Raw genomic sequence first — 14,617 nt, forward strand, 5'->3', positions numbered from 1 at the left:
GAATTCGAAGCAATCATGACCACACCGGCCAGTCAGGCCGCGTGACCGAAACTGTCACCTGATCGTGCAGCAGACCCGAACGGCGACCTGACGCCGGCGCAGGTCCGAGTCGGCAGCGGCAAGATGGCTTGGTGGAAGTGCGCAAGATGCCAGCACGAATGGAAGACGACGATCTGTCGTCGAACGACCCAAGGCGGCACAGGTTGTCGGGAGTGCTGGCTGGTGCGCAAAGCGATCTTGCGGTCAACGCCGAAGCCCGGTCAGAGCTTTGGCGACCAATTCCCGGGGCCGGCAGCTGAGTGGCATCCGACCCGTAACGGCGACCTCACTCCTTGGCAAGTGAAACCGGGCAGCAACAGACGGGTTTGGTGGTTGTGTGGAGACGGTCACGAATGGGACGTGTCGCCTAGCAACCGCCGCAGGGGTGAGCGTTGTCCGACGTGCGCGGAATTGCAGCGGTCCATTACGAAGTCGACGCCCAAGGTGGGCCGGTCGCTTGCCGATGTGCGCCCGGATATCGCCGCCGAATGGCATCCGACGAAGAACGCGCCAACTACCGCGGCCGATGTCAACCCGGGCAGCAAGAAGCCTCGGTGGTGGCTGTGTGGGAAGTGCGCCTTATCGATATCGCACCAAGAGCCTGGCGAGCGAATGCCCAGACGTGGCAATGGAGTTCGACCCGAAAAAGAACAATGGAGTAAAGCCAGAGGAAGTGCATCCGGGTAGCAACACCAAGTTCATATGGACCTGTCGAGACTGTGGCCACGAATGGTCGTCGATGGTTTGGATTCGCAGTGCTGGACACGGTTGTCCCAAGTGCTCGCGGAAACGCGGTGCGGCAAAGCGGGCTCTACCACCACCCGGCGGATCGTTCGCTGACCTATTTCCTGTGCCCGCGGTCGAATGGCACCCCACGCGCAACGCCCCATTGACGGCTCACGACGTGCGCCCGGCTAGTGACAGGCTCGTTTGGTGGCAGTGCAAGCGCGGACATGAATGGCAGGCAAGGGTGGTCGATCGCCGGAAATTCGGACGGTGCCGGGAATGTCGCGCAGAGGGTCACCGCTAGGTCGACGACATTTTGCGACCGGGTGGCAGCCCACGGTTGTGGGCGTCGACGTCGCCCGGCCTCAGCTCCGGCAGGAATCGCAGGGCATTGGTTTGAGTGCGATATCCCATGAAAAGCGACCATGCTCGTTACTGCCATGCATCGCCATGCGAGGGTGCGTCGCACCCACGACCCGCGGGTCCTTCTGCACCAACGCAATCCGCGCATCTACGTCGGCGCTGACTTCTGCTGGAACTTCGAAGACCTCGGCCAGCAACAGGACGGCCCTGCCGTCGACCAACGTAAATCCTCCAATTGGCACCATTCCGCCCATGTTCACGGGCTGATCATGAACGCGAGAGAAGACAATATGCACGGCTATCGCCTTACCGACTGGGGCCGCGGGGACCCACACCAACTCTTTCGGAAACGTCTCCCGAAAGTCGCCCAGGTCTTGAGTGCGCATCCGAACGGAATAGCCGAGGGTCATTCGGCTATCGCCGTGCTCGGTCGCTTCCTGCCATTGGTCGAGAATTCTGTTTGGTTGGTCCGTGTACTTCTGCGCGAGTTCGGAATTCAGGAACTGGTGTCGCCAGTCTCCCGTCTCATGGAGGCTGATTTTCTGGGTATCGGCAATATCCCGTGCTGTGACGTAAACATCAAAAGTGTTGCGATTCGCCCAAACTCGCCAGACGGCGGAGTGGGACCCCGCTGGATCGCCAACGCAGAACCGGACGACTCCTCCAGGGCCACTCAGTACGACATCGTGTTGTTGGCCATCAGCGGTCCAGAGACTCAGAGTCATAGGCTTTTTCGCGTCGCCGTCCTTGTTCTGTACTTGATCGCTCACAGCGGACCCCATGGTCCCTTTTCTGGGCAGTAGGCCCGAATGCCGTCCGCGACAAGGTTGCCCGCCTGATCGGCGGACAGCCCACGAGCACGTAGCCCGATGATGAAACCGGTCATCCCGATACCGCCGTAGTTGTCACATGCTGAATGACCGTCGGCCACGAGCTGGCCAGGATCGCCCTGTATTCCGTTGGCCTGCAACGCGGCAAGGAATTTGGCATCAGGGGTATCCGCGTGAGCCAGCGGGGTGGCGCATACTAGCGCGAGCACGATACCGGCCGCTGCTTCGCGGGTCATGACGTCACCACCCGGAGCCGTGGGCGCCCCGGAGGTATGTCATTCGACGGCTGCACCAGGTGGCCAGCGGCTGCGTCTATCAAGGCAATGGCCGCTTGGAGTAGTTCGGCTGGCCATGTCTCCATCGGGTAGGCGTCGAGCTTGTCGGCCAGCTCGGCGCGCAGGTACTCAACCGGTGGCGCCGGGGTGTTGATCGTTGTCATGTTCGCCAGTGTGCGACTGACTCGGCGCGTTGGGTAGACCATTCCCAATCTTGGATATTGGCCAAGCGCCAAGGCGGCCTGACGCGCGTTGCAGTGGCTCGCCAATTTGTCGGTCAGCAACCAGCAGAATTACTGTCAGACCTGGTCAAACTCGGCTGAGCTGGCGTAGTCTCAATCGCTATGAAGACTTTGCTGGCAATGGCTGTTGCTGGCGCGGCGGTTGTGTTGGCCGCACCGGCTCATGCCGATGACGATGACGCGATATTCCTCCAGGTGATTCACCACTACGGGATTACGTTTCCCACCAATGCGAGCGCGGTGAGCGCTGCCCGGTTCGTGTGCAGCCAGATCGACTCTGGCTGGACCCCGGCCGAGGTCTCGATGAAGGTGTACAACATCACCAACAAGACGGTTACCGCGGATGACGCCGGGTACTTTGTGGGCGCGTCTGTGGCGGCCTACTGCCCGGAGTATAAGGACCAGCTCTAGCTCGCTTGCGCCTTGGTCTAGCGAGTGAAAGTGACGCGCGTGCTCGGCCTGGTGAAGCAGAATCGGTGCTGTGGCCGCCATCTTGAAGCCGAAACCCGGCGAGTCACTGGCTGATCTGCGACCCGATGTTGCAGCGGAGTGGCACCCGACGCTGAATGGTGGTCTGACCGCGTACGACGTGCGGCCTGGATGCAATGCCGACGTGTGGTGGCGGTGCTCGACTTGCGGGCACGAGTGGAAGAACAAGGTGTACAAGCGTGGGACGGCGGGCAGGGGGTGCCCACCGTGCGGGATAGCGCGGCGTGCTGCTGCGGCGGCGAAGCCCAGGCCGGGAGAATCGCTTGCCGAGGCGGCGCCTGACGTCGCCGCCGAATGGCACCCCACACTCAATGATGGCCTGACGCCAGCGGAGGTACGAGTCGGCAGCGGACGGGCCGTCTGGTGGAAATGTTCGCGCTGCCAACACGAATGGCAAGCTGCTGTTAACAAGCGCAGCCAGGTCGGCATCGGCTGCCACAAATGCGCGGTCGCACACCGCGCCGTCTTGCGATCAACCCCTAAGCGCGGCAACAGTTTTGCCGATAGATTCCCCGAAGCGGCGGCCGAGTGGCATCCCACAAAGAACGGCCACCTGACTGCACACGATGTTCGGCCAGCGAGCAGCAAACGGGTTTGGTGGCTATGCAGTGAGGGGCACGAGTGGACCGTATCGCCGAGCAACCGCCAACGAGGGGAGCAGTGCCCCGAATGCGACGAGGCCAGACGTGCAATCGCGAAATCAACGCCCAAGGCGGGCCGGTCGCTGGCTGACCTGTACCCCGATGTCGCTGTGGAGTGGCACCCCACAAAGAATGCGCCGCTAACGGCGGCCGACGTGAATCCTGGCGCCAGACAACACAGGTGGTGGCAGTGCAGGGCGGCCGGGCATGTGTGGGCCGCGCCGCCTTACAAGCGTGTGGACCGTGGCGACGGTTGCCCGGAATGTTCGACCATCGGTGTTTCGGCGCGCCAGCTTAGGCTTGAATACGAATTGGCCGCGGCTGGACTGGCTGTTGCACATGGCCATCCTCCAATACCTGTGAAGCACCGGCGGCCGGTCCGGGCTGACATCGTTATACCCAGTCTCGGCATAGTCGTGGAATACGACGGTGTGCGATTCCATGCCGACCTGGACCGCCGAGACCGAGCACAAACCGACGCGCTCAATGCGGCAGGTTGGACGGTTCTACGTGTCCGCGAACTGCCGTTGCACAGCGTTGGCGGGTATGAGGTCTTCGTATCGCCCACCGAGCCGATAAAGACAGTGACCGTGAAGGTGTTGCAGGAGCTAGCGGAAATCGGTTGCGTGGCAGAACGATTCGATGACTACTTGCGCGATCTGCAAGTGTGGGCTGAAGCCGCCGCCAATCAAGCAATATACAGGCACCGCGCGGTTAGTCTCGCGACCGAGTTTCCGGCAATCGCCGCGGAGTTGGACCCTGCTAAGAACGACGGCATCACTGCCGACCGCATCCACCCTGGCAGCAAGACGAAATTTGTGTGGACGTGCTCGGAATGCTCCAACGAATGGCGGTCGCAGGTAGGTATTCGCACCCGTGGCAGCGGATGCCCGCGATGCGGTTACCGGACGGTGGCGCGTAAGCGGTCAGCACCGCAGGCAGGCGAGTCGTTCGCTGACCTGTTTCCCGATGCGGCGAGAGAATGGCACCCGACTAGGAACGGTGAGCTGACGCCGGACCAACTGCGCCCGGCAAGCGGTGTGCGCGCGTGGTGGCTGTGCTCACGGGGACACGAGTGGCGAGCCGTGGTTGCAACTCGCAGAAGCAGCGGGTGCCCAGAGTGCTACGGCGCGCGCCGAGCCCATCGGGACTAGATCAAGGCCACCAACCGCGCGCCATTGGGGCACCGAGACAGTCATCGCTGAAGGCCAATTGCACGAATCTCGCACGGACCTGCATACACGCTGGTCAGGAAGTGCCCCCGGCAGGATTCGAACCTGCGGCCTTCTGCTCCGGAGGCAGACGCTCTATCCCCTGAGCTACGGGGGCGCTTGATGCTGGCGAGCCAGCGGCGCCGTTGGGCGATCACAGACTAGCGCATCGGTGGCCCGCCTCCCGAATCGGTGCGGACTGCCTACCGACCAGCAGGTGACCGATGACAAGCCTGAGCAGCTCAGCCCATAGGATGGACCCCCGTGACCCCCGCCGATCTGGCTGAACTGCTCAAGAACACCGCCGCCGTGGTCCTGGTCGAACACGACCTGGACATCGCCGCGCTGCCCGAAACAGTGGCCATCGAGCGTCCGCGCAACCCCGAGCACGGTGATTACGCGACCAACCTGGCGCTGCAGCTGGGCAAGAAGGTCGGCGTCAACCCGCGTGACCTGGCCGAATGGCTCGCAGAGCGGCTGAACGACGCCGACGGTATCGCTGACGCCACCGTTGCCGGTCCGGGCTTCGTGAACCTGCGCATCGAGGCGTCCGCGCAGAGCGTCGTCATTCTCAACGTGTTGGGCGCCGGCGACCGCTACGGCACCTCCGAGGAGCTCAAGGGCCGCCACATCAACCTGGAGTTCGTCTCGGCGAACCCGACCGGACCCATCCACATCGGCGGCACCCGCTGGGCCGCCGTCGGTGACGCGCTGGGCCGCCTGCTGGCCACGCAGGACGCCACCGTCGTCCGCGAGTACTACTTCAACGACCACGGCGGGCAGATCGACCGCTTCGCCCGCTCGCTGGTCGCGGCGGCCAAGGGCGAGCCGGCCCCGGAGGACGGCTACGGCGGCGACTACATCAAGGACATCGCCGCCGACGTCGTGGCCAAGCGGCCGGACGCGCTGAGCCTGCCGGCCGACGAGTGTCAGGAAGTCTTCCGCGAGCTCGGCGTGGACCTGATGTTCGGCCAGATCAAGCAGTCGCTGCACGACTTCGGCACGGACTTCGACGTCTACACCCACGAAGACTCGATGCACACCTCGGGCCGGGTGCAACAGGCCATCGACAAGCTGCGTGACAACGGCTCGATCTACGAGCAGGACGGCGCAATCTGGTTGCGCACCACCGACTTCGGTGACGACAAGGACCGCGTCGTCATCAAGAGCGACGGCAACCCGGCGTACGTCGCCGGTGACATCGCGTACTACCTGGACAAGCGCCAGCGCGGTTTCGACCTGTGCATCTACATGCTCGGCGCCGACCATCACGGCTACATCGGCCGTCTCAAGGCCGTCGCCGCCGCGCTCGGCGAGGACCCGGCCACCGTCGAGGTGCTGATCGGCCAGATGGTCAACCTGCTCAAGGACGGCCAGCCGATGCGCATGAGCAAGCGCGCCGGCACCGTGATCACCCTCGAGGACCTGGTCGACGCCATCGGCGTGGACGCGGCGCGCTACGTGCTGATCCGGTCGTCGGTGAACAGCCCGATCGACATCGATCTGGGGTTGTGGGCCAGCGCGTCCAACGAAAACCCGGTCTACTACGTGCAATACGCGCACGCGCGGCTGTCGGCCCTGGCGCGCAACGCGGCCGACCTCGGCCTGCAGTCCGACCTCGGGCACCTCGACCTGCTCAGCCACGATCGCGAAGCCACGCTGATGCGCACCATCGGCGAGTTTCCGCGGGTCCTCAAAACCGCTGCGGCCCTTCGGGAACCGCACCGTGTGTGCCGGTACCTGGAAGACCTGGCCGGTGACTACCACCGGTTCTACGACTCCTGCCGCGTGCTTCCGATGGGCGACGAAGAGCACAGCGACCTGCACCGGGCGCGCCTGGCGCTGTGCGCGGCCACCCGCCAGGTCATCGCCAACGGTCTGCAGATCCTCGGCGTGAGCGCCCCGGAGCGGATGTGAGCGGGCAGCCGACCGGCAACGTGGTGCCGGAGAAGCCGCAAACCCCCGACGAGGTCAACCTGTTGGCCCCGAATGTCTGGCCGCGCAACCTGACTCGGGGTGCCGACGGTCAGGTCAGCATCGCCGGTGTGACGGTCGGTGCACTGGCCGAGCAGTTCGGCACGCCGCTGTTCGTCATCGACGAGGACGACTTCCGCTCGCGGTGCCGCGAGATCGCCGACGCCTTCGGTGGCGGCGAGCACGTGCACTACGCCGGAAAAGCCTTCCTGTGTGCCGAGATCGCGCGCTGGGTCGCGCAGGAGGGCCTGTGCCTCGACGTCGCCACCGGCGGCGAACTGGCCGTGGCCCTGCACGCCGACTTCCCGGCCGAGCGAATCACGGTGCACGGCAACAACAAATCGGTCTCTGAGCTGAAGGCCGCGGTCGCGGCCGGCGTCGGGCACATCGTGCTGGACTCCGAGATCGAGATCGAACGCCTGGAGGCCATCGCCGGCGCGGCCGGTGTGGTGCAGGACGTCCTGGTCCGTGTGACCCCGGGCGTCGAGGCGCACACCCACGAGTTCATCTCCACCGCCCACGAGGACCAGAAGTTCGGTCTCTCGCTGGCCAGCGGCGCGGCGATGGACGCGGTGCGCAAGGTCTTCGCCACCGACAACCTGCGGCTTGTCGGCCTGCACTGCCACGTCGGCTCGCAGATCTTCGATGTCGCCGGGTTCGAGATCGCCGCCCACCGCGTCATCGGCCTGCTGCGCGACGTCGTCGCCGAATTCGGTGTCGAGAAGACGGCGCAGATGTCTGTCATGGATCTCGGTGGGGGACTGGGCATCTCGTACCTGCCCAGCGACGACCCGCCGCCGATGAAGGAACTGGCCGACAAGCTCAAGGCCATCGTCAAGGCTGAGTCCGAGGCCGTCGGCCTGCCCACGCCCAAGCTCGTCGTGGAACCCGGCCGCGCGATCGCGGGCCCTGGCACCATCACGCTGTACGAGGTCGGCACCGTGAAAGACGTTGCCGTTTCGGCCGACAAGTACCGGCGCTACGTCAGCGTCGACGGCGGCATGAGCGACAACATCCGGCCGTCGCTGTACGACGCCCAGTACGACGCCCGGCTGGTGTCGCGCGCCAGCGACGCCCCCGCGACGCTGGCCCGGATCGTCGGAAAGCACTGCGAGACCGGCGACATCATCGTCCGGGACACCTGGGTGGCCAGTGACGTGGGTCCTGGCGACCTGATCGCGGTCGCCGCCACCGGCGCCTACTGCTATTCGATGTCCAGCCGGTACAACCTGCTGACCCGTCCCGCCGTCGTCGCGGTGAAGGACGGCAACGCGCGCCTGATCTTGCGTCGGGAGACCGTCGAAGACCTGTTGAGCCTGGAGGTGAGTGGTCAATGAGTGAAAAGCCAATCGGCGTAGCAGTTCTCGGACTCGGGAACGTCGGGACCGAGGTGGTCCGGATCATCGAGAACAGCGCTGACGACTTGGCCGCTCGCATCGGTGCGCCCCTGGAGCTGCGCGGTGTCGGTGTCCGCAAGGTCGCCAAGGGCCGCGGCGTGCCTGTCGACATGCTCACCGACGACATCGAGGCCCTGGTCTCGCGCGACGACGTCGACATCGTCATCGAGCTCATGGGCCCCGTCGAGCCGGCCCGCAAGGCCATCATGGCCGCGCTTGAGCAGGGCAAGTCCGTGGTCACCGCCAACAAGGCGCTGATGGCGCAGTCCACCGGCGAACTCGCCCAGGCCGCCGAAAAGGCGCGTGTAGACCTGTATTTCGAGGCTGCCGTGGCCGGTGCGATCCCGGTGATCCGTCCGCTGACGCAGTCACTGGCGGGTGACGTCGTGCTGCGGGTCGCGGGCATCGTCAACGGCACCACCAACTACATCCTGTCGGCGATGAGCGAGACCGGCGCCGACTACGCCGACGCACTCGCCGAAGCCGGCGTGCTGGGCTACGCCGAGGCCGACCCCACCGCCGACGTCGAGGGCTACGACGCCGCTGCCAAGGCCGCCATCCTGGCGTCCATCGCGTTCCACACCCGGGTCACCGCCGACGACGTCTACCGCGAGGGCATGACGAAGGTCAGTGCCGCCGACTTCGAGTCCGCCAAGGCGCTGGGCTGCACCATCAAGTTGCTCGCCATCTGCGAGCGGCTGACCACCGGTAAAGGCAAGCAACGGGTTTCGGCCCGCGTCTACCCGGCGCTGGTGCCGCTGGACCACCCCCTGGCCTCCGTCAACGGCGCATTCAACGCGGTCTTCGTGGAGGCCGAGGCTGCCGGCGAGCTGATGTTCTACGGCCGCGGCGCCGGTGGGGCGCCGACCGCGTCCGCCGTCATGGGTGACGTCGTCATGGCCGCGCGCAACCGCGTGCAGGGTGGCCGTGGCCCGCGGGAGTCGAAGTACGCCAAGCTGCCGATCGCCTCGATCGGCGCCATCGAGACCCGCTACTACGTCAGCATGAACGTGGCAGACAAGCCCGGTGTGTTGTCTTCTGTCGCAGCCGAGTTCGGCAAGCGCGAGGTCAGCATCGCCGAGGTTCGCCAGGAGGGCATGGAGGACGAGTCGGGCCAGCGCAGCGGCGCCCGCATCGTCGTCGTCACCCACCGGGCCACCGATGAAGCGCTTTCGGAAACCGTTGCGGCCCTTGCCGATCACGAAGCAGTGCAGAGCATCAACAGTGTGCTGCGCATGGAAGGAACCAGTAAGTAATGAGCGTGCACAAGCCGTGGCCCGGCCTGATCGAGGCCTACCGGGATCGTCTGCCCGGCACCGAGAACTGGACGCCGGTCACCCTGCTCGAGGGTGGCACCCCGCTCATCCACGCCAAGCGGCTCAGTGAACAGACCGGCTGCACAGTGCATTTGAAGGTCGAGGGGCTCAACCCGACCGGTTCGTTCAAGGACCGTGGCATGACCATGGCCGTGAGTGACGCCGTCGCCCGCGGCCAGAAGGCCGTGCTGTGCGCGTCCACCGGTAACACCTCGGCGTCGGCGGCCGCCTACGCGGCGCGTGCCGGTATCACCTGCGCGGTGCTGATCCCGCAGGGCAAGATCGCGATGGGCAAGCTGGCGCAGGCAGTCATGCACGGCGCCAAGATCATTCAGGTGGACGGCAACTTCGACGACTGTCTGGAGCTGGCCCGCAAGCTGACCGCCGACTACCCGACCATCGCCCTGGTCAACTCCGTCAACCCGGTCCGCATCGAGGGTCAGAAGACCGCCGCGTTCGAGATCGTCGACGCCCTCGGCACCGCCCCTGATGTGCACTCGCTGCCCGTCGGCAACGCCGGCAACATCACCGCCTACTGGCGCGGCTACAGCGAGTACCACCGCGACGGCGTGTCCGACCGGCTGCCCCGCATGCTCGGCACGCAGGCAGCCGGTGCGGCGCCGCTGGTGCTCGGCGAGCCCGTCAAGAACCCCGAGACCATCGCCACCGCGATCCGAATCGGTTCGCCGGCTTCGTGGGACGGCGCCGTGGCGGCACGGGAGCAGTCGGACGGTCGCTTCCTGGCTGCCACCGACGAGGAGATCCTGGCCGCGTACCACCTGGTCGCCAAGGCCGAAGGCGTGTTCGTCGAGCCGGCCTCGGCCGCCAGCATCGCCGGTCTGCTCAAGTCCATCGAGGACGGCTGGGTCAAGCCCGGCTCGACCGTGGTCTGCACCGTCACCGGCAACGGCCTCAAGGATCCCGACAACGCCCTCAAGGGCATGCCCGAGGTCAGGGCCATCCCGGTCGACCCGACCGCCGTGGTCGAACAGCTCGGACTGGTCTGACGCAGTGACCGAAAACCTGCCCGCCGGCCTGCTCGCCACCGCCGTCGTCCCCGCCTCGAGCGCCAATCTCGGCCCCGGCTTCGACAGCCTGGGCCTGGCGTTGAGCCTGTACGACGAAATTCAGGCTGAGACAACCGAATCCGGCCTCGTCATCGAGGTGACGGGGGAGGGGGCCGGGCAGGTTCCGGAAGACGAGTCCCATCTGGTGGTGCGGGCGATCCGGCGTGGCCTCGAGGCCGGCGGCGTTTCGGCTTCCGGGCTGAACATCAAGTGCCGCAACGTCATTCCACATTCGCGCGGCCTCGGCTCATCGGCCGCCGCAGTGGTGGGCGGTTTGGCGGTGGCCAATGGCCTTATCGCCCAATCTGGTTCGCAGCCGCTGACGCTCGATCAGCTGGTCCAGCTGTCGTCGGAGTTCGAGGGGCATCCGGACAACGCTTCGGCCGCCGTGCTGGGCGGTGCGGTGGTGTCCTGGACCGAGCCCGGCCCGGTGTACGCGGCCGCGCCGCTGACGCTGCATCCCGACATCCACCTGTTCCCGGCGATTCCGCAGGTGCGGTCGTCGACCGCCGAGACCCGGGCGGTGCTTCCCGAGCAGATCGCGCACAAGGACGCCACGTTCAACGTCAGCCGGGCCGCGCTCCTGGTGGTGGCGCTCACGCAGCGTCCGGATTTGCTGATGGCGGCCACCGAAGACGTGATGCACCAGCCGCAGCGCGCGGCGGCGATGCCGGCCTCGGCGGAATATCTGGCGATGCTCCGGCGTTCTGGGGTGGCAGCAGTGCTTTCTGGTGCTGGACCTGCGGTTATCGCATTCAGTACCGAGCCCGAACTACCGGCCGAAGTCCTCGAATTCGGTGCGGCCAACGGTTTCGCCGTCGAGAAGATGGCGGTGGGCCAAGGGGTTCGCTGGACCGTCGGTGCCGGCGTTTAGCGGAGAGCACACGCCGAGTGGCAATTCTTGCTTCATTGTCGGATGAGCGATATTCTCGCAGCGTCCAGCAATCGCAGGCTCTAGTACCTGCGCCTACGGTAGGACGACCACTCTTCTCTTTGATGTTCAACTCGTGGACTGATGGTTCGCCGCACGGCGACAAATCCTGGTGCCTGGCTGTTGCAGTGCCTCAGCCGACCCGGCATTTGACGAATGCGGTTCGGGGAAGCCGTCCGACTGCGAACCAAACCCTCGCCTGATCAGCTGCGCGAGGGCACAGAAAGGAAATCCGTGACTGATACGGACCTCTTCACCGCCGACGGCAACACTGATGCCCCGGCAACTGAAGCGCCGGCGGCCGGACGCTCCGGATCGCTGACCAGTCTTCTGCTCCCCGACCTGCGCGCGCTCGCCGCCGAGGCCGGCGTCAAGGGCACCTCCGGCATGCGCAAGAGCGAACTGATCGCCGCCATCCGGGAACACCGTGGCGAGGCCAACGGCGCCAAGAGCGAAGCCAAGGCCGCCAAGGCCGAAGCCAAGAACGAGACCAAGGCCGCCGAGGCCGTGAACGGCACCGACGCCCCTACCGAGGCCAAGGAAGCCCAGGCCCCGGCCGCGAACACCGACAGCGACGCTGCCGCCCCCGCCGCCGAGCAGGCCCCGCGCCGCGAGCGCCGCGGCGCGTCACGCCGGGCCGGTGCGCCCGCCGACGGTGACGCCGCCGACGCCGGTGACAAGCCCGCCGAAAAGGCCGACAAGGGCGAGAGCACGGACAACGCCGAGGCCCCGCGCGAGGAGCGCAACCGCGAGCGGAACGCCGACAACAGCAACCAGGGCGGCAACAAGGCCGAAGGTAACCAGGGCGGCAACCGCGACCAGGGTGGCAACCGCGACCGCGGTGGCGACAACCAGGGCGGCGGCAACCGCAACCAGGGTGGCAACCGCGACCAGGGCGGCAACCGCGATCAGGGCGGTAACCGCGACCAGGGTGACAACGCCAACAACAATGACGACGACGACAGCCGCCAGGGCCGTCGTGGCCGTCGGTTCCGGGACCGCGACCGTCGCCGGCGTGGCGAGCGCGGCGACAACCAGGGCGGCAACGCCGAGACCGAACTGCGCGAGGACGACGTCCTGCAGCCGGTCGCCGGCATCCTCGACGTGCTGGACAACTACGCGTTCGTCCGCACCTCGGGCTACCTGGCCGGACCGAACGACGTCTACGTCTCGATGAACATGGTCCGCAAGAACGGACTGCGCCGCGGCGACGCGGTGACCGGTGCCGTGCGGGTCCCGCGCGAGGGCGAGAACACCGGTGGCGGCAACAACCCGCGCCAGAAGTTCAACCCGCTGGTGCGTCTGGACAGCGTCAACGGTGGTCCGGTCGAAGCCGCGCGCAACCGGCCCGACTTCACCAAGCTGACCCCGCTGTACCCGAACCAGCGACTGCGCCTGGAGACCACTCCGGAGCGACTGACCACGCGTGTGATCGACCTGATCATGCCGATCGGTAAGGGCCAGCGTGCGCTGATCGTGTCCCCGCCCAAGGCCGGTAAGACGACGATCATGCAGGATATCGCCAACGCGATCACCAAGAACAACCCGGAATGCCACCTCATGGTGGTGCTCGTCGACGAGCGTCCGGAAGAGGTCACCGACATGCAGCGCTCGGTGAAGGGTGAGGTCATCGCCTCGACCTTCGACCGGCCGCCGTCAGACCACACCCAGGCCGCCGAGCTGGCCATCGAGCGGGCCAAGCGCCTGGTCGAGCAGGGCAAGGACGTCGTCGTGCTGCTGGACTCGATCACCCGCCTGGGCCGCGCGTACAACAACGCGTCGCCGGCGTCGGGCCGCATCCTGTCCGGTGGTGTCGACTCCACCGCGCTGTACCCGCCGAAGCGCTTCCTCGGTGCTGCGCGCAACATCGAGAACGGCGGCTCGCTGACCATCATCGCGACCGCGATGGTCGAGACCGGCTCCACCGGTGACACCGTCATCTTCGAGGAGTTCAAGGGCACGGGTAACGCCGAGCTCAAGCTGGACCGCAAGATCGCCGAGCGCCGCGTGTTCCCGGCCGTCGACGTCAACCCGTCCGGTACCCGCAAGGACGAGCTGCTGCTCGGCCCGGACGAGTTCGCGATCGTGCACAAGCTGCGTCGGGTGCTGTCGGGTCTGGACCCGCACCAGGCCATCGACCTGCTGATGAGCCAGCTGCGCAAGACCAAGACCAACTACGAGTTCCTGGTTCAGGTCTCGAAGACGGCCCCGGGCAACATGGACGCCGACTAGGCCTCAGCCCGCGCCGAAGCCCCCAAATCAGCCGATTTGGGGGCTTCGACATTTTGAGTGGAACACGAAACCAACCGGGTGGCGGGAAACTTGGCCGAAAGCCGCCATGCGGTTGGTTTCGCGCTTGGGAAAGCCGAAGTCCGCGCCGACAACCAGTTCGCCGGCTGGTTTACGGCTGGGCCTTCAGTCCCGGCATCACGTAGCGGCGCACGTGCGCGAGCAGTTCGTCGGCGTTGTTGGCGTCCAGCCGCTGCCCGGGCATCGTGGCCAGCGACAGGATGACGCGGGCGATCCACTCGGCGGCATCGTCGATGTCGGTGTCGGGGTGGATCTCGCCGTTGTCGCGGGCGGCGACGAGGTAGCGCGACCAGAAATCGGCGAGGTCGGGCACCAGGCCCTGCACGCCGGCGCCGGCGCAGGCGGCGAACTCGTCGGGCTCCTCGACGCGCAGCTTCATCAGCAGGGCCCCGGGATCGTCATAGGCGGTGCGGCCGTGCTGGATTCCGGTGACGATCTGGTTGTCCAGGCCTTCGATCGACGCCAGCATGGCGTGCGCGTCGCTCCAGTAGGCGTTGTTGAGCCGGACGATCGCGGCGCCCAGCAGCGTCACCTTGTCCGGGAAGTGCCGGTACAGCCAGCCGCGGGAGACGCCGGCGGCCTCGGCGACCTCGGATACCGTCGTGGCGCGAATTCCCTTGGCGCGCATGCACTCTTCGGCGGCGTCGATCAGTCGATCACGCACGCTCTTCGGGGATTCTGGGCTTGCCACCGGGATGTCTCCTCACATGTCAACCGGGCGAACGACGATTCTGCCAGGGCGCTGACGCTAGTGCGCTACCCGTCAAGCATGGTAGACACTTCCAGGAATCTGTTCACTCGGGTGG

Annotated in this window: 14 protein-coding genes and 1 tRNA gene; 10 read left to right on the forward strand and 5 right to left on the reverse strand. The window is 66.1% G+C overall.

Features of this window, described 5'->3' with window-relative positions; genetic code table 11:
- Positions 1-51: 51 nt before the first annotated feature.
- Both ACJH6H_RS27615 and ACJH6H_RS27620 read left to right on the forward strand, forming a co-directional pair.
- Positions 52-726 carry a zinc-ribbon domain-containing protein gene (locus tag ACJH6H_RS27615; protein ID WP_406776223.1) on the forward strand — a complete coding sequence of 225 codons (675 nt, stop codon included), beginning with the start codon at positions 52-54 and terminating at the stop codon, positions 724-726.
- The gene (locus tag ACJH6H_RS27620; RefSeq protein ID WP_212812517.1) at positions 668-1,069 is read left to right on the forward strand and encodes a zinc-ribbon domain-containing protein; all 402 of its coding nucleotides are present in this window, start codon (positions 668-670) and stop codon (positions 1,067-1,069) included. Before ACJH6H_RS27615 ends, ACJH6H_RS27620 begins: the two co-directional genes overlap by 59 nt.
- Before the next feature lie 61 nt (positions 1,070-1,130).
- On the opposite strand, the gene ACJH6H_RS27625 is transcribed toward ACJH6H_RS27620, so the two are convergent.
- From ACJH6H_RS27625 to ACJH6H_RS27635, 3 genes are read right to left on the reverse strand one after another with little or no spacing between them, the layout of a single operon-like run.
- Complete coding sequence (locus ACJH6H_RS27625) at positions 1,131-1,898, reverse strand: hypothetical protein (protein ID WP_212812516.1); 768 nt, start codon at positions 1,896-1,898, stop codon at positions 1,131-1,133.
- Positions 1,895-2,194, reverse strand: coding sequence for a DUF732 domain-containing protein (locus ACJH6H_RS27630; protein ID WP_212812515.1), 300 nt, complete (start codon positions 2,192-2,194; stop codon positions 1,895-1,897). The genes ACJH6H_RS27625 and ACJH6H_RS27630 overlap by 4 nt, the downstream gene beginning before the upstream one ends.
- Positions 2,191-2,397 carry a hypothetical protein gene (locus tag ACJH6H_RS27635; protein WP_212812514.1) on the reverse strand — a complete coding sequence of 69 codons (207 nt, stop codon included), beginning with the start codon at positions 2,395-2,397 and terminating at the stop codon, positions 2,191-2,193. The genes ACJH6H_RS27630 and ACJH6H_RS27635 overlap by 4 nt, the downstream gene beginning before the upstream one ends.
- A 180-nt stretch (positions 2,398-2,577) precedes the next feature.
- Between ACJH6H_RS27635 and ACJH6H_RS27640 the strand changes: the two genes are divergently transcribed.
- Together ACJH6H_RS27640 and ACJH6H_RS27645 are read left to right on the forward strand one after the other, a co-directional pair.
- Positions 2,578-2,886 carry a DUF732 domain-containing protein gene (locus tag ACJH6H_RS27640; protein WP_212812513.1) on the forward strand — a complete coding sequence of 103 codons (309 nt, stop codon included), beginning with the start codon at positions 2,578-2,580 and terminating at the stop codon, positions 2,884-2,886.
- 70 nt (positions 2,887-2,956) lie between these two features.
- On the forward strand, positions 2,957-4,759 hold the full coding sequence (locus ACJH6H_RS27645; protein ID WP_212812512.1) for a zinc-ribbon domain-containing protein: 1,803 nt from the start codon (positions 2,957-2,959) through the stop codon (positions 4,757-4,759).
- 102 nt (positions 4,760-4,861) lie between these two features.
- On the opposite strand, the gene ACJH6H_RS27650 is transcribed toward ACJH6H_RS27645, so the two are convergent.
- Positions 4,862-4,934 (reverse strand) — tRNA-Arg (locus tag ACJH6H_RS27650).
- 146 nt (positions 4,935-5,080) lie between these two features.
- Here ACJH6H_RS27650 and argS point away from each other — a divergent pair.
- The 6 genes from argS (at position 5,081) to rho (ending at position 13,733) form a co-directional block, all read left to right on the forward strand.
- Positions 5,081-6,733, forward strand: a complete 1,653-nt coding sequence (gene argS / locus ACJH6H_RS27655; protein ID WP_212812511.1) for an arginine--tRNA ligase — start codon at positions 5,081-5,083, stop codon at positions 6,731-6,733.
- Positions 6,734-6,756: 23 nt separating this feature from the next.
- Complete coding sequence (lysA, locus tag ACJH6H_RS27660; RefSeq protein ID WP_406776224.1) at positions 6,757-8,127, forward strand: diaminopimelate decarboxylase; 1,371 nt, start codon at positions 6,757-6,759, stop codon at positions 8,125-8,127.
- Positions 8,124-9,443, forward strand: a complete 1,320-nt coding sequence (locus tag ACJH6H_RS27665) for a homoserine dehydrogenase (protein WP_212812509.1) — start codon at positions 8,124-8,126, stop codon at positions 9,441-9,443. Before lysA ends, ACJH6H_RS27665 begins: the two co-directional genes overlap by 4 nt.
- Entirely contained in the window at positions 9,443-10,510 is a 1,068-nt protein-coding gene (gene thrC / locus ACJH6H_RS27670) for a threonine synthase (protein ID WP_212812508.1), read from the forward strand. Before ACJH6H_RS27665 ends, thrC begins: the two co-directional genes overlap by 1 nt.
- 4 nt (positions 10,511-10,514) lie before the next feature.
- The gene (gene thrB / locus ACJH6H_RS27675) at positions 10,515-11,444 is read left to right on the forward strand and encodes a homoserine kinase (RefSeq protein WP_212812507.1); all 930 of its coding nucleotides are present in this window, start codon (positions 10,515-10,517) and stop codon (positions 11,442-11,444) included.
- A 291-nt stretch (positions 11,445-11,735) separates the two neighbouring features.
- Positions 11,736-13,733, forward strand: a complete 1,998-nt coding sequence (rho, locus tag ACJH6H_RS27680; protein WP_212812506.1) for a transcription termination factor Rho — start codon at positions 11,736-11,738, stop codon at positions 13,731-13,733.
- Between the two features lie 169 nt (positions 13,734-13,902).
- Here rho and ACJH6H_RS27685 read toward each other — a convergent pair whose 3' ends face one another.
- Complete coding sequence (locus ACJH6H_RS27685) at positions 13,903-14,502, reverse strand: TetR/AcrR family transcriptional regulator (protein ID WP_212812505.1); 600 nt, start codon at positions 14,500-14,502, stop codon at positions 13,903-13,905.
- Positions 14,503-14,617: the final 115 nt, after the last annotated feature.

Origin of the sequence: Mycobacterium sp. SMC-21, assembly GCF_045310825.1 — a bacterium.
Classification (GTDB): domain Bacteria; phylum Actinomycetota; class Actinomycetes; order Mycobacteriales; family Mycobacteriaceae; genus Mycobacterium.